Source organism: Acidicapsa dinghuensis, assembly GCF_025685685.1.
Lineage (GTDB): Bacteria > Acidobacteriota > Terriglobia > Terriglobales > Acidobacteriaceae > Acidicapsa > Acidicapsa dinghuensis.
Map to the genome: position 1 here is coordinate 874,297 of NZ_JAGSYH010000001.1, position 21,678 is coordinate 895,974.

Genomic DNA, 21,678 nt, shown 5'->3' on the forward strand with positions numbered 1-21,678 from the left:
AGTCGGAAAAAGGAGATCCGGATTTCCAATCATGAAATCCGGAGCCTGCGGTATGGGCTATTTTCTGTTTGAAGTCTACTTTTGAATTCACAGGCATCGCGATGATGCCCATAAACAAAAGGGATTTTTCAAAATGAAGATGCTTATCGCCGCTCTTGCCTCATCCATGTTCATCTTTAGCCCAATTGCCAAGGCTGCACAAAAGCCGACGATTGTGCTCGTCCACGGCGCTTTCGAGGATTCGCAGGTTTGGGGCCATGTGACCCCCAAACTGGAAGCGGATGGCTATAAAGTCGTGGCTGTCGATCTACCCGGACGTCCGACTAACCCGATGTCTCCTGACAAGGTCAGCCTCGATCTATATCGGGACACCGTCGTCAAGGTGCTTGGCACCATAAAAGGACCCGCAGTTGTTGTAGGCCATAGCTTCGGCGGCATTGTTATCTCTGCCGCAGCTGAACGAGCTCCGAAGAAAATCAAGACGCTGGTCTACCTGGCCGCCTTGTTGCCGCAAGACGGAGATTCGCTGGTTTCCATGTCGCAGAGAGACGCAGATGCCAAAATCGGTCCGCATCTACAAATCCAGAAGGAAAAAGGAATCGCCTCGATTGAGTATTCATCACGCGCCGATCTTTTTGCGAACGGCGCTCCCGAGGCACTCCGGCAGGCAATCCCAGATCTGATTCTCGATGAGCCCTTGGCGCCGCTCGCGACCCCAGTGAAAGTCACTGCCGCGAACTTTGGCAAAGTGGACAAGGTCTATATCCACACAGCTCTTGATCAAGTGATTAGCCCTGCATTCCAGGCGCAGATGGTGGCTACCACTCCTGTACGCAAGGAATACACCCTTCCGACAGGACACACGCCCTTCCTTACCGATCCCAATGGTTTGGCCAACGCCATCGAGCAAGCCGCCCTGTAATACAGCGCTGCCTCAAACCCAGAAGAAGAGAATCACAGCAGGCGGCGTTCTCACAGCGCCGCCTGCCGAGTTTTTGCTTCGCTCGGGGCATATCCGAAGTGTGCTTTAAATGCGCGGCTGAAAGCCGCATCCGAAGCATATCCGCTCCTGTATGCCACCTCCGTCACTTTTAAACTGCTGCTACGAAGCAGGTCGGCTGCCAGAGTGAGTCGCCATCGAGATAAATATCGAAGTGGCGACTCTCCGACAGCCTTTGTAAAACGTTCGGCAAATATAGAGCGTGACATTCCTGCTAGCTTGGCGAATGCTTGCACTGTCCAACGGCGGAAGGGATCAGCGTGCATCGCATTCAACACACGTCCGATACCCTCTTCACTCAAGCCGCCGAGCCATCCCACACGATTTGCTTCGGCAGCCGCCCAACTGCGTAATGTTCGTATGACTAGCAGGTCAATCAAACGAGAGATCATTAGGGAAGACCCCGGATCGGCTTGCTGTGCTTCTGAAACGAGGAAACGCGATATTGCTTCAAGCCAGGCGGGAGAACCGGCATCACCACAAGGGATATGGATGGTGGGCGGCAGAGCAGACATCACGGCTGGTAAGGGACTGCCCTCAAAACTGAAAAAGCCACTGATGATTTGTGTAACGTGGCCACCACCCCCGTGGCTTAGCACAAGTTTGTCGCGGTCAAAATGTTCCGCAGCGACGACTTCAATCTTTTCAACAGGTGAGCCCAAGACGTCTGTAAGAGCATGACCTCTTCCCAAAGGCAATAGGACCAGATCTCCTTCAGAAACTCGTGTCGGCGTTCCACTGGCTGGAACCACCCACGCAGTTCCTGTCTTGACGAAGTGAAAGTGGGCTGGTCCTGGCTGGAATTGGAGACCCCACGGTTCACCGAGGAATGCGGTGTATACCAATTCGCCGCGTAGGCGGATCAGGGTCAGCACCTCTGAGAGCACGTCATTTCGTGCTGCCGACATGCCGAAGTCTTGCGTTGTTCTGGAGGATACAGTCATCAATGTGAAATCCAGGTTCGATCCTCTAGTTTATTTAGAGCCTCCTGGATTAGCGATCAATCTCCGAGTCACTCATCGAGCGATCAGTAACGGGAAGTCCGCTTATAGAAAGCGGTTGACTAGAGTGATGGCGCTCCATAAATCGAAAATCTCAAACTAACCCACCACTCATTCCCCAGCAATTGCGATCGAACAACAAAACAGGTCTCGCCAGGCCGTGATTTGGCCGCGATGCTCCAAAGTGTTACCGGAAGGACCCGCGAAAAATCCGCCCAGAAACTCCGCAAATAACGGCTCCGGACATGCATCTGCGCAGGCTGTAGTTCAGCCTTGCCCAGCGGAGGGTTCAGCCGACAGCTATTTCACTGAGGGGCTATCGTCCGCTTTCAGGTCGCCCAGGGCATATTGAATCCCCGCGCGAATATGTTCCAGCATCGGTGTCATGGCATACACACGATAGCTGTGGCCATGCCCTTCGTAGAACACTCGCCCCTTGCCCTCGCGGCGAATATAGCTCAAGGCATAATCGCCATCGGTTCGCGGATGCTCTTCCTTGGCCTTATCTTCAGCGCTCATCTTGTCGTAATCGATACTCGTCAATACATGTACGTTCCTGCGCGAAAACGACTCCTGCTCGAACGTATATGTCTCGTCATGGATCTCGAATTCCTTGCCGTGAAACATAGCCGTCAAAGGGCTGTTCGGATCATCGATCTTGACAGTAATCAGTTGCGGATCAGGCCAGTGAAACTTGAAGTAGCCGCCAATCAGCGTGTTGAACTCCGTCCATTGCAACACAGGCTTAGATTCCAGGCCCAGACGGCGCATGTCCAGCGGAGGCAACAGCGAATTAAAGTGCGCCACAAAATCAGCGTCGGTGACCTTCCCGGTATTGGCTGTATCCAGCTTTTGGAACCAATCGTCGGCAAGGGCTGTCCATTCCTGCTGGCTGACTGTTCCGTCATTATCCTTGTCGGCTGCCGTGACGATCCGGGAAGCCAGAACCAACGCCCCAACATTCAGCCCCGGACCGCCGTTCTTTGCAGTCGCCTCACTTGCCAGGCAATCGGTGTGGTATGCGTCTGTCGCCGCGTGGATTCCGGCGATCCCTTTACCGCTTCTCACAAAATTCAGAAAGGCTGCACGTCTCGCAGCCGTCACGGCAGGATCGGGATCGTCAAGAAAACACGCAGTTGTGCTGTCCAGGAAGATGGCGTCGTATTTCTTGAGGTTATCGGTGTTGATATCCGCCGCGTCGTAACTGACGGTCGTCGTCCATAATCCGCCCTGGTTTCCCAGCGCTTCCACCGCTTTTGCAGCCAGCGAAATGGACGCATGCACGAACCCTCCCGCGCCCGTATGCGCCATCACCAGCACTCTGCGCGCGTGCATCGGCTTTGCTCCCGGGGTCGTGGGTAAGGCGGCCATCATGGCGTCCACAGCAGCTTGTGGAACGGCAATCGGCGTCGAATTGCCGGCAGGATTGAAAGTGTTGGCCTGCCCAGGTTTGACCGCCGGCGGAGCAGGCAGCAACGTGCTGATTCCGTCCCTAATCTGAGACTGAGTAAGGGCTCCGCTGTGAGTTTTGTCCCAATCTGTAAACCAGGAGCTGAAGCCAGATTCCATCTCAGGCCGTGTCAGCGTTCCATCTTTATTGGTATCAAGAGCAGCAAAGAACGCCTCAGCAGTTCGGCCGCCGCCCTGCCCCTGAGCTCGTAAGCCCGCGATACCAAATGCGAGCAGCACAGCAGCACCAGTCGATATACAAGTCGTCGCGATGAATCGTGTATGTCTCATAAAATTTATCGGAATGAGTCTATCTCGAATGGGATCATCGAGTCGCCCCAAAAATCTTTGGACGATTTTGACGACCTGGATGATGACCTCGACAAGGTGGCCAGCGCCCTACAGCTAAACCTTAAAAATGGATCGTTCGGCGGTCACTGGGATCGCAACGAGAAACGCGCTCCTGACCTATCCGCTAATACATCTCGGTTCCTCGTCGTCCCTGCGCAATCGGCGGCGGCCGATACCCAAACTCCCGATCCAGCACCGCCGCAATCCCCAGCACAATCTCATCGCAGTAAGGACGCCCCGCCACCTGCACTCCAATCGGCAGCCCCTCAGCCGAACGCCCTACAGGAACAACAGCCGCAGGCGCAGCCAGCACATTAAACCACTGCGTATGCCGCACCGCATCCAGGTAAGCAAGCGGCTTCCCTTCCACCATCCACTCGCGCTCCCCATGCCTCCACGCGGGAATACTCGCGACAGGACAAAGCAGCACCGGCCACTCTTCCATCACCCGCAACACCCGCGAACTCAGAACATCCAGTTCCGCCCACGCATCCAGCATCTCCGCCGCTGTCAGCGCAGGCCGCGACTCCGTAATCTCCAGAAACTCAGCAAAGATCGGACTAAGCTGCCCCCTTCGCCCGCGAATCGTAGGCTCATAAAACATCGCCCCACACTGCACAAACAGCGTCCACCAAAGCTTCCGCAACAACTCCAACTCCGCCGGCTTAAATGCCTCCACCATAAGTCCAGCCTCACGCAGCGCCCGCGCCGCACTCCGCACCGCAGCCCGCGTCTCCGCTGTCACCGGAGCAACCCCGTCATCCTCAAACACCGCAATCCGCTGCGCTCGCAACTCCTCAAGCGTTATCTCGCGCAGCGCTACCGGAGCGCTCCCAGCCTCCGCCGTATCCTGTCCGCCCACCGTGCGAAACATCAGCTCTACATCCGCAATCGTCCGCGCCATCGGCCCAATCGCCCCCAGCGTAGAAAACGGCCCCACACATGGTGGCAGATGCCCATGTCCCGGCACGCGCCCCGGCGTAGGCTTCAGCGAAGCAATCCCCGTGCAATGCGCTGGCTGCCGCACCGATCCGCCACTATCGCTACCCAGCCCCGCAGCCGACATCCCCGCCGCTATCGCCGCCGCTTCACCACCACTCGACCCACCCGGCGTCCGCTCCAGATCCCACGGATTCAGCGTCCGCCCATGCAGCAGATTCGCCGTCTCATACGCCATCAGAAACTCAGGACAATTCGTCGTCCCCAAGATCAGCGCACCCTCACGCCGCAGCCGCCGTACCACCTCGGAATCCTCGCACGGCACATCACCCTTGCAAAGCACGCTGCCAATCTCGCACCGATACCCAGCCGTAGCAATCGAAGACTTCACCGAAACCGGCAATCCATGTAGCTTCCCGCGCGCACCGGTCCACCCCTCAAGCTCCTTCGCCCGCGTCCGCACGCGCTCCGCATCAAAATCCACAAACGCATTCAGCACCGGATTCAGCCGCTCGATCTGCCGGATATGTTCTTCCGCAAGCTCCGCAATCGAGATCGCCCCACTGCGAAGCATCGCCAACTGCTTCACAGCAGGCTCAAGCACCACCGCGCTCACGGCTTCATCAACTCAACAGCACCATCCTGCTGCGGCGTCTCAAAAGCCTCATGGAAATCAAACCGGTACGACCGCACCGGATCACCCGACTCATAGCGGTCATTCCAGTTCAACTGATACTCCACCGACTTCGCATCGTTCGGGAAGCTCTCGCTTTTCGGATACGGATACTTGCTCATCCCATGGAACGGCAACTGCGCCACCGTAAACGGCGAAGCATCCCACCAGTCCATATCCTTCACGTATCCGTTCGCATAGAAGAAGTAATCGCGCTTCCAACCCGAAGGCAACGCAGGCAGCTTCCCCGTATCGAACTCAGCAGCAATCTCCTCACCGCTGCCGAAGATCACATACCGGTTATCCACGCCCGTCACCAGCGGCATCACATTGCCCATCCGTGTATAGCTTCCACGCTCCCGTTGGAACGGCCCCGTCAAACTCACCTGGTTGTAGTCATAGTCCAGATCGCCCGGCGACTTCCCATCCAACTGTTTTGGATACCCATGAAAATGCAGCGTAGCCGCACTCATCGGTACTTCCGCAGTATGGAATTCGCCCGGCGCATGATCGTCAATCAGCACCTGGTCCCAATAGATCTCCAGATTGCTCATCAACCGAATACGCCGCACACCTGCAGGCACTTTGCCCGTCAGATCCACCGTGATCACACGCTCCAGCCCCGCAGGAAAACCAGCATCGTCCTTGATCTTCCGCCACGTTCCATCCGGCATCTCCGCCTCCACATATGGAGAAATCGGCTTGATCCCCGCCTGCCACGCTCCATACAGCGAGCTCGCACTGAAGTAGTTCACATACCCTGTCATCAACAAACGCAGCGGCTTCGCAGACGACACTTCGCCAAGATCAATCGTCAGCGCATGCAGATTCGCAAATCCGTCATACGGCGTCGCCGTAAATCCGCTCGCAAACGAGTGATCCCGCTTTGATACCGCATCCAACACATCGCGGCCATCGCCATCCCACGCACCCACCGGCAGCCGCGTCCCAGCACTCGCCACCACACGCCCACTCGCAAATGGCGGATCGTCCAGGAACCGCTCATCCGGATTCACTTCCACACCCTCCGGATGATCCACCGCCACCACGCGCAGTTGATCGATGTAGTTCACCTCTTCCATCGGCTCAATAAACCGGAAGCTCAGCTTGCCCTTAACCGCACGCGTCTGTTTTCCATCCACCTTTATCCACTCGCCCGGCCTCGGAATATTCCTCCGCGTCGGCGTAAACCAGTGCCCAACAACGCCTGCGCCAATCACATCCGTCACCATCACATAGCGCTCGCCATTCCACACAAACAACACCGGGCATGAACTGCCTCGACGATCCGCTTCCGTAATCGCAATCACCTGCTTGCGCGGCAAATCAATCTCATCCTGCAGCACACCCGTCGGCCACAGAATGCGCACCAGATCCACTCCATCCGCATCACCAATCCCCGCCAGCACCTGCGGCGTTCCCTGCGTTCCATAACCGACCGAGCCATCCACTTCAAACTTCTGCCAATGATTCCCCGCAAAAACTTCCACCTTGGAACCAATCGCCGTCTTGTTATCCGCAAACCCCTTCAAATCGATCCGCACCGAGTGATTCTTAGTCGTGCCCCGATTCAACAGCACCACCGGAGCAGCGCCCTCCTGCGTCACAATCAAATCCGCAAGCCCATCGCCATCCACATCCGCAGCAATCAACCCACGCGGCTTCGTCAGCTTCAAAGCGTCGGCGCCCATCGCATGCGTCACATCGTCAAACGTGCCATCGCCACGACTGCGCAACACGCGCACCTGATAGCCAGACGCCGTCTCCACAATCGCCGCCAGATCAACCCATCCATCGTTATCGATGTCGATCGGCGTCACACCCCACGCGCGGAGCGCATCATCACCCGGCAGCTTCACGCGCTCAAACCTGCGCCCCACATGCTGCGGACCCTCCACATTCCTCCACAATGACAATCCCGGCGCGCCATCATGCGTAACAACAAGATCCATCCATCCATCTTTGTTAAAGTCCAGCGACGCAATGCCCGTCGTCTTCGCCAGTCCAGCTTCGTCATACAGCGGCTGCGTCGGATACTTCCCCTCGCGCGGATTTACATACAACACTGGCGCGGCCCCATCGCCAGTGACCGCCAGATCCACTGCGCGATCATTATTGAAATCCGTCAGCAACACCGCTTCGCTCTTCCCGCTGCCGCCCAGTCCAGTAGGCTCTGTCCACTCCGCAAACGTCTTATTTCCGTTGTTGCGCCACAACACATTCGACTCGCCACCAGCGCTCAACGCCGAACCCGTCACAAACAAATCCAGATCGCCATCATGATCGAAGTCGACAAACGTAATCCCCGTCGGATGGTTCTTCGCAGTCAATCCGGCAGCACTCGTTGCATTCTCGAACTTGCCCTTACCAAGGTTGCGAAACAGTGCCACACCCTCTTCCATCGCAACCGCAAGATCGTTCAGCCCATCGGAGTCATAGTCTCCAACAGCACACGCCACGCCGCGACCCTTCACCGCTAGCCCGGTGCCCTGCGCGCTCAATTCCGAATATTTGCCATCCTCGCCACGATGCAGCACCTCAATCGCATTCGCACCGCTACTCATCAGCACCAGATCCATCGCCCCCGATCCAGTCACATCCAGCAGACATGCCCCACCCGTCAGCCCCGTGCCCGCATCCTGCGGCAACAAACTCTGCGCTTCAAAATGCCCCGGCTTCTCTGCCGCCGCCACGCTCTGTGGCTCCTCGATCGTCTCCGAAGTCGAATAATGCCCCTGCTCCCCATACGAAAGACTCAGCGCGCTCGCTATCTTCGTGGTCGTCAGATGCTTGAACCGATCAAAATGCGGCGCGGCATCCTTCACATGTCCCGAGCGTTGCAGCGCACGCGCCGTCGCAAACTCCGCCGAGGCATGCAATGGATTGATCTCCAGCGCCTTGCCAAACGCAGCGATCGCCTTATCGAAATCCTTCTGCTCCTGGTAGCACACACCCTCGAAGTAGTACGAATCCGCATCGCGCGCATCGATCGCAATCACATGCTGAAAGCTCTGAACACACCCATCCAGATCGTTCCCCGCATGCTGCACCAGCCCCAGGTTGTACCATCCCCGCGGATTCTGCGGATCAAGCTTCAGCGCCTTTTCCAGCGCGGCTTTCGATTCATCTAGCTTTTGCAGATAAAAGAGCGCAACGCCCTCATTCACCTCAGCCTGCGCCATCGTCGGATCGGCCTTGAACGCCTCAGCAAAGCTCGTCGCCGCGCGATCCGTAAACTGCTGCCCCATCTGCGCGACACCGCGATTATTCAGCTTCACCGCTTCCGGCGAAAAATGCTGCGGCGCGCCCCACGCACAAACAGAAAACAGCGAAACCGTGCCCATCACAAGGCCGGCCACTCGAACAAAAACTCTACGAAACTCGTACACTGTCGGAGAAATCATCACAAGGAAATCCACCCAACAGTGTATGCGACCCGCTATGCCTCTTGCCCAAGCATAAGTAAGTCAATCGGCCGCCAGGTAGACAGTGAAGTTCCTCAATCACTCTTACGGCTGCTGGAACCGGTGCTCTGATAGTGCGGAGTCTGATCCTGGGCGACCTGTGCCTGCGGTTCAACAAAAATATTCCGCAGACAATCCTTTGCTTTTTCGACAAGATCGTCCGGAAGCTTTTGGTCATAACCCCGGCAACGCTTGTACACTTCGATGCCCAGCCGGCTTGGAGTGATATCAAAGCTGTCGATCACCTTGTATGAGGTGAAATCGAACAGCTTCTCCAGTAATCCCAGATGGTACAAATACGCCGTATCCTGGCTGGGGCGATTCGGATCGGGACGGTCCGCAATATGCTGCATCTCCTCCAGGCTCAACCTAACGGGAACATCAGGGACATAATGATCCTCCGATACCGTAGCCAAGGCACGTTCGCATCCACAGATCCAGATCCTTGCCTGCTCCGGGCCAACGTGACCAAGCAGGTCCACACAAACCTGATTTGAATCATCCGCGGCGTCAACTTTGCAGGACGCAACCAACAACCCCGCCCATAGATGCAGCAGCGTCTCGTCTTGAGCCCAGCTTCCTTGGCGCAACAGATGTGCCAGCAGCTTCGGATGCGCTCGCATGCGATCAAAGTGTGGATGCGTGGCAAGCTCCTCCTCCGCAAGAATCGCGATCTTGATCAGGCTCGCAACACTTAGCGGAGTGAGTTGCCCACCCAGCAGCAGAATCGCTTCCTCTGCCTCGGCCTGGCACAAATGGCACTCGAAAAGAATCGTCCGGAGCATGCGAAACATTTCTTCAATTTGTATTTTGTCCGTAAGCAGAGCGATGTTCCGCACCATCACGCTCCACAGCGTCGCATCCAGCCCCGTTGGTAAAACAAACGATAACCCGATGCCATCATCTCCCTGCCGAACCACCCGGGCGTGGATCGATATCCGGCAATCCGTCTTCTCATTTGGATTTTCTTTCTCCAACAAAATCTGATCCTCTTCCAGCAGAGTCAGATTGATCACTTCGCCCGTGCTGAGGCGTTTTTCTGTGGCCAGGTACACACCGCTTGAGCTGATGTTTTTGACACCGGCAGTCCAGGATGCTGCATGATGCCCATAAAGCGCCCCTAGCTTCGATGGAGCAAACCGTTCCGCCCGAGGCTGCTCATCGGAGCTTAACTGCCAGAGCGTTTCCTTGATCTTGGTTAAATTGAACACTGTTCCGGCACTCCCAACCAATAGAGCCTGACACGAAGTTTCTCTCTTCAGAGGTAGCGCGGAATCTGTGGGGAAATCAGACCGCGTCAGAAATATCTCGCATCAATTTGGTCAACCACTCTACTACACAACAGCAAAGCCTGCCAGATTTCTGTGCTTAGACGCCCAATGTCCGCGGCGTCACAGCACCAAACCCTATACTGGAACCATGCCAATCGACGTGCGCGCCCTCCCCTGGCACAGCTTCCTGGAGCGCCCGCCACTGCCACACGCCACACCGTCAGACCTCGCATTCCTGTCCGGCTCCTCCATTCTCATCACCGGCGCAGGCGGCTCCATAGGCTCCGCCCTCGCAACCCTAATCGCCACACTCGATCCCGCAAGCCTCATCCTCCTCAATCACTCCGAGTTAAACCTGCAGAAACTCACCCAATCCCTCAGAGACTCACACTCATCAGCCAGCCTCATCCCCATCCTCGGCAACGCAGGCGACGCATCCCTTCTAGAGCACATCTTCTCGACTCACATCCCACGTTGGACCTTCCACGCCGCCGCGCACAAGCACCTCGCGCTTCTTGAAACCCAGCCCCTCGCAGCCATCCAAAACAACGCGTTTGCCACATGGACCCTCGCTCAGCAGTGCCGTGAACACGACTGCAACCTGGTCCTCGTCTCTACCGACAAAGCCGCCGCACCAAGCAGCATCCTCGGCGCAACCAAGCGCATCGCCGAGCTCATCACCCTCCACCATGGCGGAGCAGCCGTCCGCTTCGGCAACGTCCTCGGCTCCAGTGGCTCAGCAGTTGAACACTTCGCGCATCAGCTCTCCATCGGCGCGCCCATCACCATCACCGACCCCGCGGCACGCCGCTACTTCATCACCCTCGAAGAAGCCGCGCACCTGCTGCTAGCGACCGCCGTCGAGCTTCATCAAAACACCCCAGCCGATAAAACGCTCCTCTTCGCAGCCGACCTCAACACCAGTCAATCCATCCAATCCCTGGCCCAGTTCCTCGCATCGCACATCGCCCCCGACGCACCCATCAACCAGCAGCAAACTCATCTCCATCCCGGCGAAAAGCAATCCGAACTCCTCTGGAGCACCTCCGAAATCCCCGCATCCACCACCCGCAACGGCCTCCGCCAACTGCAAGCCCCACTACCATCCACATCGCAGCTAAGCGCGCAGCTCACGCAACTCCAGCAAGCCGTCACCGCACGCGATGCATCCGAAACCATCCGCATCCTGCAACAGTTAGTCCCCACCTACACCCCATCTGAACTAGCCCTCCAACACGCACAAACAAACTCCAGCGGAGCTCTCACACAATGACCAACAAGCGCCGCATCGGAGTCGTCACCACCTCCCGCGCCGACTACAGCCATCTCTACTGGCCTCTCCGCGCGCTCCAGTCGCATCCCGGCGTAGAGCTCGGCCTTATCGTCCTCGGCTCGCATCTCTCCCCCGAATTCGGCCACACCATCCGCGAAATCGAGCGCGACAACTTCCCTATCGTCGCCCGCATCGAGTGCCTCCTCAGCTCCGACACCGACACCGGAATGGCCAAGACCATCGGCCTCGCCACCCTCTCGCTGGCCGACGCCCTCACCACCTGGCGTCCCGACATCCTCCTGCTCATCGCAGACCGCTACGAGATGCTCGCCCCCGCATCTGTAGCCCTCGCCCTGCGCATCTCCATCGCCCACATCGAAGGCGGCGAAATCTCTCAGGGAGCCATCGACGACGCCGTCCGCAACGCCCTCACCAAGCTCTCCCACATCCACTTCACATCCACCCCCACCGCTCGCCAGCGCGTCATAGCCATGGGCGAAGAACCCTGGCGCGTCCACCACGCCGGCGCACCCTCCCTCGACCACCTCAGCCACTCCAAACTCCTGACGCGCTCAGAACTCGAATCTCAACTCAATCTCCCCCTAATCAAGCCAACATCAGTCGTCGCTTACCACCCCGTCACCATCCTCCCCGACACCATCTCCGAAGCCGACGAATTCTACGCCGCCATCACTCAATCCCCAGGCCAGCTCATCTTCGTCTTCCCCAATGCCGATGCAGGCAGCCGCGCCCTCATCCAACGCACCAAATCCCTCGCTGAACATCGCCCCAACACCCACATCTTCATCAATCTCGCCGCCCTCACCTACTGGAGCCTCCTCGCCCAAGCCGACGCACTCATTGGCAATAGCTCCAGCGGCATCATGGAAGCCGCATCCCTGGCCCTCCCCGCAGTCAACATAGGCATGCGTCAGCAAGGCCGCGAACGCGCCGCCAACATCCTCGACGTTCCCGCCGGTCGCACTCAGATCCTCACCGCCATCCACCGCGCTCTGACCACCGAATTCCGCGCATCTCTTCGCGACATGACAAACCCCTACGGCAACGGCACAGCCTCCGAAACCATAGCCCGCATCCTCACCGAAACCCCACTCGATAACCTCCTCATCAAAGCCCCAACCCCCATCCCAGACGAAGCATGAACATTCCTCTCTCCGCCCCCGACATCTCCGAAGAAGAAATCTCCGCTGTCACCGCCGTCCTGCGCCGACCCCAACTAAGCCTCGGCCCCGAACTCGAAGCCTTCGAGCACGACCTCGCCGCCTTCCACGGTGCTCCTGACGCGGTCGCCATCAGCTCCGGCACAGCCGGTCTCCATCTCGCCCTCATCACCCTCGGCATCGGCCACAGCCACGAAGTCATCCTCCCCTCCTTCACCTTCGTAGCCGTAGCCAATGTCATCCTCCAGATCGGAGCAACCCCAGTCTTCGCCGACATCGACCCCACCACCCTCAACCTCGACCCCGCATCCGTCCGCAGCGCCATCACGCCACAGACCCGCGCCATCATCGCCGTCCACACCTTCGGCATCCCCGCCGGCATGACCACCCTCCAATCCATCGCCCGCGAACACAATCTCTTCCTCATCGAAGACGCATGCGAAGCCATAGGCGCACGACATCGCGGCCAGCTCGCCGGCACATTCGGCCATCTCTCAGTTTTTGGTTTTTATCCGAACAAGCAGATCACCACCGGCGAAGGCGGCGCCATCCTCACCCAAAGCCAAGAACACGCCACCCGCCTGCGCTCACTCCGCAATCAAGGCCGCGTCCCCGGCAGCGACTGGCTCGATCACCACGAGCCCGGCTTCAACTATCGTCTCTCTGAACTCGCCTGCGCCCTCGGCCGCGTCCAGCTCCGCCGCCTCCCGGAGTTTCTGACCCTCCGCACCCAGGCCGCCGCTCGCTACAACACACTCCTTAGCAACATCCCAGAGATCGAGCCACCACCCCACACCCTGCCCGGCTCCGAAATAAGCTGGTTCGTCTACGTGATCCGTCTCGCTCCCGGCATCGATCGCGATCAGGTCCGCACCCGTCTCGCCGAACAAGACATCGCCACCGGCCGCTACTTCCCACCCATCCACCAGCAGCCCGCATGGAGCAACTCACCACACGCCCGCGCAGTCGACCTGCCCATTACCCAATCCATCGCCCCGCGCACACTCGCGCTGCCCTTCTTCAACCGCATCCTGCCGGAACAACAAAACGCAGTCGCCGAAGCGCTCAAAAATGCAATTCAGCACGCAAAAACAGGTGCGAAGCCTTAGCTTAGCCCTGAGGCTGCGGCAGCAGAATCCCTGGCAGCGCCTCCAGCGCCATTGAGATCGCACCCCACAGGACCGCCGCGTCGCCTAACGTCGCAGGAGCAATCTCCGGCACGGCGAACTCTGCGCGCTGCAAGTGCTGTTGCACCAAGCTCAGCATCTCAGGATGACTCCCCACCGCACCGCCCACCAATATCAGTCCCGGATTCAAGATCAGCGACAGGTTCACCAGAATGTCCCCCACCAATGCCGCTCGTGATTGCACAACTTTCTTCGCGCACGCGTCGCCTGCATGAGCCAGTTCAAACACTCGCTGCGCATCCATCACTTCCTTCGCGGCGCTGCCTGCGGCAATGGCCTCCTTGCACTCGCGAAAGCCCTCCACAATCGCCCGGTTCGTCAACACCTGCTCCAGTTCGCCAAACTCATGCAGCGCAGGAAATTTCCGCGCCACATGCGGCAGCCGCAGATAACCAATCTCGCCTGCGGCCCACTGCGCCCCATGATGAATCCGCCCGCCCAGCACAATTCCTGCGCTCACATTCGCGTCAATCTGCACCAGCACAAAGCTCTCGTGAAACACCGCCGCCCCGCGATGCTGCTCTCCAAGTGCCGCCAAGTTCGTATCGTTTTCAACGATCACGTGGCAGTCCACAACCTTGCGCATTAAGGCATGAAACCGCACCTTGCGCCATCCCTGTAGCGTGCTGATCGCGACCACGATACCTTCGTCCACATTCACAATCGCAGGCATCGCCGCCACCAGCGCCAGCAACTGTTCCCGCGCCATCTTGTGTTTGCGCAGCAGCGTCCGCACCTGCACGCCAATCAACTGGCAGATGGCCTCTGGAGTCGTCTTTTGATCTACCAGCGAAACCGTCGCCGTATCAAGCTGTTTGCCCATCAGGTCCGTCATCAAAAAAGACATCTGATGTGCCGACAACTGCACTCCGATCAGGCATCCTCTCTCCGCATTAAACGCAAGCATGTCCGGCGGACGCCCCCCGCTTGAAGCGCCTTCGCCCAGCGGGCTCACCAGCTTCGCCGAGATAAGGTCGTTGACTACATTCGTAATCGTCGGCGCGCTCAACCCCGACGCACGCACCAGATCAGCCCGTGAACACGTCCCGGCTTCGCGCAACAGCTTGAGAATCGTCAGCGCATTCGTATGCCGCAGATGAGCCGGACGCCCGACAGATAGCGATTCTTTCTTCACAAAGGCCCAATCTTACAAATTCAGATATGCATTTGGAGACAGCAATGGCCTTCCAGCAGAAAGCCACCTACATACCAACAAGGTTCCGCTTACACGCAGACGTCACAGCTGCAGCCGCACCCGCGCCTGAGTCAGCACTCTAGACACCAGCAGTATGCAGATCGTAAAAATCACCGTCTTCACCACCGCTTCCCATCCCGTCTGAAAATGCGTGTAGTACCAGGTCAGCCCGGTGACACCCACGCCAAAATCAAACAGGTCAGGCAGCAGATACGTCGTCAGCGTATTCGCGCCCGCTGGCCGCAACAGCCACGCCCATCCCGTCTTCCCCCACACGTCGCACACCCAATAGAGCAGCGTGAATAGCAGCACCGCATCGCCCGCGCACCACACCGTCCATGAGGGCGTCGCACGTATCTTTGATATCCCAAGCGGCTCCGCTATCCAACCAGACGCCAGCAATATCGCGGCAAACACAATCGCCTTCACCGTTGCGCTTTTGGCCGCAGGCCGCTCGCTCTTCCCCGGTATCACGCCCAGGAAAAACTGCGTCGTCGCCGCACCCGCCATAATCAGCGCCACCATCGAGCCATTTGAAAACGGCCACACCCACCAATGCAGATGCCCAAGCACGGGTATGATCTTTGCCGTGCAGCCCGCGCAGAACAACACCATCACCGCGCACCACACCATCGCAGCCCACCGTGACTTTCGCGTCGGAATATAGAGCACGGCAGACGCCAGATAGCTGTATCCAATCAGCCCCAATATCTCGGGATAACCAAACTCAAGCCACGCAACATCCCCGCTCTTCGTCACACGCCGGAAAATCGCAAACAGCACCACAACGCCAATCAGTCCTATTGCTCGCAGCACAGTGGTATAGCGCGGAAACCGCTCCGACTTTGGATACACATTCAGATACAGCCCGCAGCAGATCAGCCCCAACAGCGCCCACAAATCGCCCTTCATACCGGTGAGCTTCGCATCCACAAAATCCGCATTTGCCAGAAACATCCCCAGCACCAGCAAACTCAGCGAGCGCGTGATCACATGCCACCACAACGCAGCTTGTGAAGGATTCTTCTTCAGCCGTTGCTCCGCAGACAACGGCATCGACATGCCGACGGCAAACAGAAAAAACGGAAAAACCATGTCGACATAGGTCATCAGGTCCTGTTGCATGTGTGCGTGATAGGTCCACCATGGAAGGCTTCCATTCTCAGGAAGCGCATTCACAAAGACCATCACCGCCATCGTCAGACCGCGGAAGATATCGATCGACACTACGCGCTGGGTCTGTCGCGTCACCGTCGTTTCTGCAACTACTGGGGCGCTCGCTGTACTCATGGTGTCTTGCCGCCCTCCATTTGTTTGCCTCCATCCAACGCCTTGCGAATCGCATGCAGCAGCGTCCCGCTCGGGTCGCTCTCATAATCCCAGAACATCACCCCGCCCAGATGATGCGCCTTCACATAAGCGCACTTCGCCGCCGCAGACTCCGGATCTTCATAAGACACGAATATATGCTTATCTGCGTTATACAAAAATGGTACTGAAGACTTGGCGTCCCAATACCTCGTATACCCCTTATCCAGCATGGTTGTGCTGATCGCTGAATAAGGCGCATACGCATTTGGTATGTCCTTGCCCGGCTGAAACAGACCATGATTCTGACTCACAACATCGCCCCACATCCGCCCGTAAAACGGCATCCCCAGCACAATCTTCCCGGCCGGCACACCCGCCTTTTCGAACGCAAGCACCGAGGCATTCCCTGAAGCCTTCTTCGGATCGGCAGGGTCCGTAAACAACGGCGCATGATTCCCAGTAACAGCATCCGAACTCGCTTCGTAGTAGTCGTACGCCATCAGATTCACCGTATCCAGGTAAGCCTGCGCCTTATCCATCTCCGTATGTGCAAGAAAGTCCTCCGATGATCCCGCTGCGATCGTCAGATACAAGCGCTTATGCGTCCTTGCCGTCTCAGCATTAAACCTCACGCGCAACTCCCTCAGCAATAGCGTGAAATTCTGCTTGTCCTCGGCGCGAAACGTGTGCCCCGCACCCGGTAACCCCGGGTATTCCCAGTCGATGTCCAGCCCATCCAGATCATATTTGCGCAGAAACTCCATCACGCTCTGCACAAATGTCTCGCGTGATGCAGCCGTAAGACAGGCATCGCTGAAGCCGCCCGACCACAGCCATCCGCCCACCGAGATCAGCACCGTCAACGACTTATTCTGTTCCTTCAGCGATTCCAGCACCTTAAAGTTCGCCGCATCCTGCGAAAACCCCGTAACGATGCGTCCATCCTGGATATTCGCAAACGCATAGTTGATGCGTGTCAATGACTTGCCATCGATATCGCCCGGTCCAAGCAGATTATTCTGCGGAAAGACATACGCCACCACCGCCTCTGCTGGCCTTTCAGCCAAGGCTCCAGGTACACCAATTCCCAGCAACATCAGGATCAGGTAAACGCGATGCATGCGTGACTTCCTAAATAAAGATACCAAAGTCTTCTCTCCGTCATTACACTATTTTCGACTCGTTTCCGAGTCCGCTCACGGTCTCGCAGGAAGGTGCCCCATTCGTACAAAACGTCTTTTGACCACATCCCTTGCCGCTGCAATTTGCAGTCAATATTGCTTCGCTCAGATGCGCATCCTGACAGATCAGGTTGGATATGACTCACAGGCTCCCAAGCAGGCGTTGATCATGAGCACAACAAAAGATCTTCCAGAAAATTTTGAACTGGTGGATGCCACAACGGGCAAAACAGTACTGCAAGGCAGCGCGAAGCCTGCGGGAGAAGTATACGCGTGGAACCACTGGAACTTTGCCACCGCCGATTTCTCCTCCTGGACCAAACCCGGCCATTATCTTCTTCAGGTCCGCATAAACAACGGTGAAGTCAGCTCCTGCGCCTTTGAAATCAACACCAACGTCCTCGAGCGCGACACCCTCTCCAACATCGTCTTCTATTTCAAAGGCCAGCGCTCCAGCGGAGACTTCGACAAGGCCGACAGCCATCTTCCCGACCCCGAACACCCCGGCCAGTTCATCGATGTACATGGCGGCTGGTATGACGCCACCGGCGACTACGGCATTCATCTCTCACACCAGAACCCGACCTCTTATTTCAACCCGCAGCAAGCCCCGCTCGTCGCCTGGACACTCCTCAAGAGCTACCGTGTTCTGCAATCCCGCCACGATGATAACTTCAGCGAATACGAACACCGCATGCTCGATGAAGGTCTCTTCGGCGCCGACTTCCTCGTTCGCCTCAAGCGCCCCGGCGGATCCTTCTTCGAAAGCATCGGCGCTCCCGGCAAAGGCAAACTCGCCAAAGACCGAGAAATCGGCAATCCCAACTGGAAGACGCAGATCAAAACCAAAACCACCGATTCCACCGAACGCATCTCGACCGCCGCAGGTCCACATGCTTATGAAGCAGGATTCCGTTCCGGTGCCGGCATGTCGATTGCTGCTCTCGCTCTCGCCAGCACCATGCCCGAAGACGGCGACTTTCCCCGCGCCACGTACCTTAAAACCGCCGAAGACGCCTTCAACTTCCTCAGCGCTCACAATCGCGAACTGCTCAACGACGGCACCGAAAACATCCTCGACGACTACTGCGCCCTCATGGCTGCAACCGAACTCTACGCCGCCTCGCACAAATCCGAATATCTCGCGGCAGCCGATCAGCGCGCACAAAGCCTGATGAACCGTCTCACCACCACAGGCAAATGGCAGGACTACTGGCGCGCCGACTCCGGCACTCGCCCGTTCTTCCATCCATCCGACGCCGGTCTTCCCGTCATCAGCCTCCTTGAGTACCACGCCATCGCTTCACCGCAACGCCAGCAACAAGTTCTCGACGCCGTTGAGCACTCCCTGCGCTTTGAAATGCAAATCACGGACGAGGTAAACAATCCCTTCGGCTACGCGCGCCAGCTAGTCCGCATGGGTGACGGCTCAGTCCGCACAGCCTTCTTCTTTCCCCATGACACCGAGGCCGCCCCATGGTGGCAAGGCGAAGACGCCCGCCTCGCGTCCCTAGCCGCCGCAGCACGTGCGGCCATCCCGTTCTTCACCGGCAAACCCGATTTCCAGAAAGAGCTGAGCGGCTACGCCTGGAATCAACTCCACTGGGTCCTCGGACGCAACCCCTATGACGCCAGCATGCTCATGGGTAGCGGCCACGGCAACGCTCCATACATGTTCTTCGAGTCCTATAAGTACACCAGCGCCCCCGGAGCCATCCTCAACGGCATCACCGCCGCTTCAGATAACGAAGACGGCATCGCCTTCAACGAAGGCTACGCCGTCACCGGCAAAGACGAAGACTGGCGCTGGACCGAAGAGTGGCTTCCCCATGCCGCCTGGTATCTCTACGCCGTCAGCCTGCCCCACGCGCCATAACGTGCTCATCGAAATTGATCCACATCGAGCAACGGAACAAGAATTTTGCGCTCTTGGAGATTAGAGGTACATTTCCTCCATGGCAAACTTCAAGCGCAAAGGGCCAAAATCGACACGCGCCGGATGCCTCATGTGCAAGCCGCATAAACGGCAAGGCACAAAGCTCCGCGATCGCGTCACTTTCCGGGTCTGGCAGAAGATGCGTGTACTCGACGAACAGATGGCTGAATTTCGCCGCAACGGCAATTCGCCCGCGAATGCCTGACAAACAAGCGGGTAGCCGTCCTATGCTGGAGCGTGGGCTTAACCACGAGGGGGCACCCAATCTTGAAGTCAAACCATCGTCGGCTGCGCAACGTAGAGTTTTTGTTTTTGAGTTTGTGCTGCACCCTGATGCTGCTGTTGAACGCCGCGGCAGAAACACCACGCAAGATTTCTCTTTCGCTGCAGCCTGACGATGTATTGCCAACCGGCAATGAATGGATCGCTCTGCCCGACATTCGAGCCAGCGACGGCGCGCTGACGAGCTTCAACGCAATCTCTATGCGTGATCGCGGATTGCTGCAGGTAAATGGAGACAATGGCAGCCCAGCCTTGACCCCCTACTTCACGGCCAACGGCAAACCTCTCCCATTCCACAATCCCGCATGGGAGCTGACAGAGTATTGGATTCCCTCGGCGCACCTGGTAGTCGACGGCATGGAGATGACGCTGCTCTATTGCGCTCCGTCCGGCTCGCGAGCCGCCTTTCTGCGCCTCTCCATTACCAACCGGCAAAGCGCTCCCGTTCCAGTCACGCTGGGTGTGCGCGCTTCCTTCGGACGCCTGAGCCGCGTCACCTATGTTCCGGTCGAGCTGCGCGGTGAGCGAACAGTTGGAGCAGCGCCCTGGGTCGATTCCGGCGAAGTATTCAGCTACATCACAACCGATACGCAGTTCGCCTGGTCACTGATTCATCCTGGCTCGAAAGCCGACGTTACCGCTCCGCCACTGACTGCAGTCCCTGCTGTAAACGCGAGCAAGACCGTAACGCTCGCTCCCGGCGAAACCACCGAATCCCTGTTCATTCTCGGCATCGGCATCGAAGAGTTCAGCGCCGCGCACAATGCCAAAGCGCTACGGGAAATGCTCGACCGCAACGGCTACGCAGGCATTGTGCAACAGACTGCAGCATGGTGCCATGCGCGAACCCGAACCACCGGCCACGCCGATCTCGACACATTGATGAACCGGAACTTCCTCTTTACCGAGCTCTATGCGTGGGGCCGAACAATCGACACCGAGCAATGGGTCGGAGTAACTTCGCGCAGTCCGCGATATTACGTCTCCGCTGCGTACTGGGATCGTGACGCGATGCTGTGGAGCTTCCCGGCGTTGCTGGACATCGATCCGCCAATGGCCGCGCAAGCGCTTGAGTATGCCTTAACCACACAGCTTCGCAACACCGGCACGCACAGCCGCTTCATCGATGGCGTAGTGCTCGAAGATGGCTTCCAACTCGACGAAGCGGACGCGCCTGTAATCGCGCTCGCAAGCTACATCCAGAAGACGAACGACGTCCCCTTCTTAGAGCGGCACCGCGACGCCGTTGCCACGCTGCGCGATCGCATCTTCTCCCGGTTCGACAAAGACACAGGGCTCTACTCTTCCTTGCAGGATTCACAGGATGAATTTCAGATTGTTCCTTTCCTCACATACGACAACGCCCTCACATGGAAAGCCCTGCTCAACCTGAGTGACCTGTTCACGCGGCTCAACGATTCGCAGAATGCGCAGCAGATGACCAGCCGCGCCGATGCTCTTCACGCGGCCATCATGAAGTATTGTGTTTCGAGCGCCGCGCCTGCAGCGGACGGTCCCATGTTTGTCTCCGCAACGGACGGAAAGAAGCCACTCTTCACCGAAATACCACCCGGCGCGCTCATGAAGCTGCCCGCGCTCGGATTCATTCCCGAGTCCGACCCGATTTTCGAGCGCACCTACCGGTGGCTTCACTCCAAAAACTACGCCTATAGCTACGCCGGTCAGCCGTACGGTTTTCCAGGAAGCTATCGCGTACCCTTCACCACGTCATGGAGCGTGGCCGATCATCTGCTCTTGAACGCGGGCCGCGAGCAGGCGCTGAAAGTGCTGCGCGCCAGCGAATGGGATGGCGGCATCATCACCGAAGGCGTCGATCCCGCAACAGCGCGAATGGATCAGGCCGGACGCGCCTTCGCTACAGCAGCAGGCTATGTGGCGCATGCCATCTGCAAAGCGGAGTGTACCGATAAGCATCAGTGAAGGCTCTGCGATAGTCGAGACCACCTCGCCCAGCGGAGCCAGA

At 57.8% G+C, this 21,678-nt stretch carries 15 protein-coding genes; 7 read left to right on the plus strand and 8 right to left on the minus strand.

Annotated elements, in window-relative coordinates; translation table 11 throughout:
• The first annotated feature begins 133 nt into the window (after positions 1 to 133).
• Entirely contained in the window at positions 134 to 922 is a 789-nt protein-coding gene (locus tag OHL22_RS03430; protein WP_263333246.1) for an alpha/beta fold hydrolase, read from the plus strand.
• A gap of 50 nt (positions 923 to 972) precedes the next feature.
• Here OHL22_RS03430 and OHL22_RS03435 read toward each other — a convergent pair whose 3' ends face one another.
• The 5 genes from OHL22_RS03435 to OHL22_RS03455 form a co-directional block, all read right to left on the minus strand.
• Positions 973 to 1,944 (minus strand): AraC family transcriptional regulator, encoded by a 972-nt coding sequence (locus tag OHL22_RS03435; RefSeq protein WP_263333248.1) that lies wholly within the window; start codon positions 1,942 to 1,944, stop codon positions 973 to 975.
• 357 nt (positions 1,945 to 2,301) lie between these two features.
• Positions 2,302 to 3,741, minus strand: a complete 1,440-nt coding sequence (locus OHL22_RS03440; protein ID WP_263333249.1) for a ThuA domain-containing protein — start codon at positions 3,739 to 3,741, stop codon at positions 2,302 to 2,304.
• Positions 3,742 to 3,925: 184 nt separating this feature from the next.
• Positions 3,926 to 5,356: an amidase gene (locus OHL22_RS03445; protein WP_263333251.1), complete on the minus strand. Its 1,431-nt coding sequence runs from the start codon at positions 5,354 to 5,356 to the stop codon at positions 3,926 to 3,928.
• Positions 5,353 to 8,817, minus strand: coding sequence for an FG-GAP-like repeat-containing protein (locus OHL22_RS03450; protein WP_263333253.1), 3,465 nt, complete (start codon positions 8,815 to 8,817; stop codon positions 5,353 to 5,355). Before OHL22_RS03450 ends, OHL22_RS03445 begins: the two co-directional genes overlap by 4 nt.
• A 95-nt stretch (positions 8,818 to 8,912) precedes the next feature.
• A complete protein-coding gene (locus OHL22_RS03455) occupies positions 8,913 to 10,088 on the minus strand; it encodes a PilZ domain-containing protein (protein ID WP_263333255.1) in 1,176 nt (391 codons plus the stop codon).
• Between the two features lie 208 nt (positions 10,089 to 10,296).
• Here OHL22_RS03455 and OHL22_RS03460 point away from each other — a divergent pair, with 208 nt between their 5' ends.
• From OHL22_RS03460 to OHL22_RS03470, 3 genes are read left to right on the plus strand one after another with little or no spacing between them, the layout of a single operon-like run.
• Complete coding sequence (locus OHL22_RS03460) at positions 10,297 to 11,421, plus strand: polysaccharide biosynthesis protein (RefSeq protein WP_263333256.1); 1,125 nt, start codon at positions 10,297 to 10,299, stop codon at positions 11,419 to 11,421.
• Positions 11,418 to 12,584: a UDP-N-acetylglucosamine 2-epimerase gene (gene neuC, locus OHL22_RS03465; protein ID WP_263333258.1), complete on the plus strand. Its 1,167-nt coding sequence runs from the start codon at positions 11,418 to 11,420 to the stop codon at positions 12,582 to 12,584. The genes OHL22_RS03460 and neuC overlap by 4 nt, the downstream gene beginning before the upstream one ends.
• Entirely contained in the window at positions 12,581 to 13,711 is a 1,131-nt protein-coding gene (locus tag OHL22_RS03470) for a DegT/DnrJ/EryC1/StrS family aminotransferase (RefSeq protein WP_263333260.1), read from the plus strand. Before neuC ends, OHL22_RS03470 begins: the two co-directional genes overlap by 4 nt.
• Position 13,712: 1 nt before the next feature.
• Here OHL22_RS03470 and OHL22_RS03475 read toward each other — a convergent pair whose 3' ends face one another.
• From OHL22_RS03475 to OHL22_RS03485, 3 genes are all read right to left on the minus strand, one after another.
• On the minus strand, positions 13,713 to 14,924 hold the full coding sequence (locus OHL22_RS03475) for an ROK family transcriptional regulator (RefSeq protein ID WP_263333262.1): 1,212 nt from the start codon (positions 14,922 to 14,924) through the stop codon (positions 13,713 to 13,715).
• Between the two features lie 102 nt (positions 14,925 to 15,026).
• The gene (locus OHL22_RS03480; protein WP_263333264.1) at positions 15,027 to 16,274 is read right to left on the minus strand and encodes a DUF5009 domain-containing protein; all 1,248 of its coding nucleotides are present in this window, start codon (positions 16,272 to 16,274) and stop codon (positions 15,027 to 15,029) included.
• The gene (locus OHL22_RS03485) at positions 16,271 to 17,416 is read right to left on the minus strand and encodes a glycoside hydrolase family 18 protein (RefSeq protein ID WP_263333265.1); all 1,146 of its coding nucleotides are present in this window, start codon (positions 17,414 to 17,416) and stop codon (positions 16,271 to 16,273) included. Before OHL22_RS03485 ends, OHL22_RS03480 begins: the two co-directional genes overlap by 4 nt.
• A 169-nt stretch (positions 17,417 to 17,585) precedes the next feature.
• On the opposite strand from OHL22_RS03485, the gene OHL22_RS03490 reads away from it, so the two are divergent.
• The 3 genes from OHL22_RS03490 (at position 17,586) to OHL22_RS03500 (ending at position 21,635) form a co-directional block, all read left to right on the plus strand.
• A complete protein-coding gene (locus OHL22_RS03490; RefSeq protein WP_263333267.1) occupies positions 17,586 to 19,352 on the plus strand; it encodes a glycoside hydrolase family 9 protein in 1,767 nt (588 codons plus the stop codon).
• A 79-nt stretch (positions 19,353 to 19,431) separates the two neighbouring features.
• The gene (locus OHL22_RS03495; protein WP_263333269.1) at positions 19,432 to 19,617 is read left to right on the plus strand and encodes a hypothetical protein; all 186 of its coding nucleotides are present in this window, start codon (positions 19,432 to 19,434) and stop codon (positions 19,615 to 19,617) included.
• Between the two features lie 62 nt (positions 19,618 to 19,679).
• Positions 19,680 to 21,635: a glycoside hydrolase family 125 protein gene (locus OHL22_RS03500; RefSeq protein ID WP_263333270.1), complete on the plus strand. Its 1,956-nt coding sequence runs from the start codon at positions 19,680 to 19,682 to the stop codon at positions 21,633 to 21,635.
• The last annotated feature ends 43 nt before the right edge of the window (positions 21,636 to 21,678 follow it).

Coding starts and splice junctions, on each gene's coding strand:
- OHL22_RS03450 (WP_263333253.1), bottom strand. CDS start 8,817: ATGATTTCTCCGACAGTGTACGAGTTTCGTAGAGTTTTTGTTCGAGTG.
- OHL22_RS03495 (WP_263333269.1), top strand. CDS start 19,432: ATGGCAAACTTCAAGCGCAAAGGGCCAAAATCGACACGCGCCGGATGC.
- OHL22_RS03485 (WP_263333265.1), bottom strand. CDS start 17,416: ATGCATCGCGTTTACCTGATCCTGATGTTGCTGGGAATTGGTGTACCT.
- neuC (WP_263333258.1), top strand. CDS start 11,418: ATGACCAACAAGCGCCGCATCGGAGTCGTCACCACCTCCCGCGCCGAC.
- OHL22_RS03440 (WP_263333249.1), bottom strand. CDS start 3,741: ATGAGACATACACGATTCATCGCGACGACTTGTATATCGACTGGTGCT.
- OHL22_RS03460 (WP_263333256.1), top strand. CDS start 10,297: ATGCCAATCGACGTGCGCGCCCTCCCCTGGCACAGCTTCCTGGAGCGC.
- OHL22_RS03480 (WP_263333264.1), bottom strand. CDS start 16,274: ATGAGTACAGCGAGCGCCCCAGTAGTTGCAGAAACGACGGTGACGCGA.
- OHL22_RS03470 (WP_263333260.1), top strand. CDS start 12,581: ATGAACATTCCTCTCTCCGCCCCCGACATCTCCGAAGAAGAAATCTCC.
- OHL22_RS03490 (WP_263333267.1), top strand. CDS start 17,586: ATGCGCATCCTGACAGATCAGGTTGGATATGACTCACAGGCTCCCAAG.
- OHL22_RS03435 (WP_263333248.1), bottom strand. CDS start 1,944: ATGACTGTATCCTCCAGAACAACGCAAGACTTCGGCATGTCGGCAGCA.
- OHL22_RS03430 (WP_263333246.1), top strand. CDS start 134: ATGAAGATGCTTATCGCCGCTCTTGCCTCATCCATGTTCATCTTTAGC.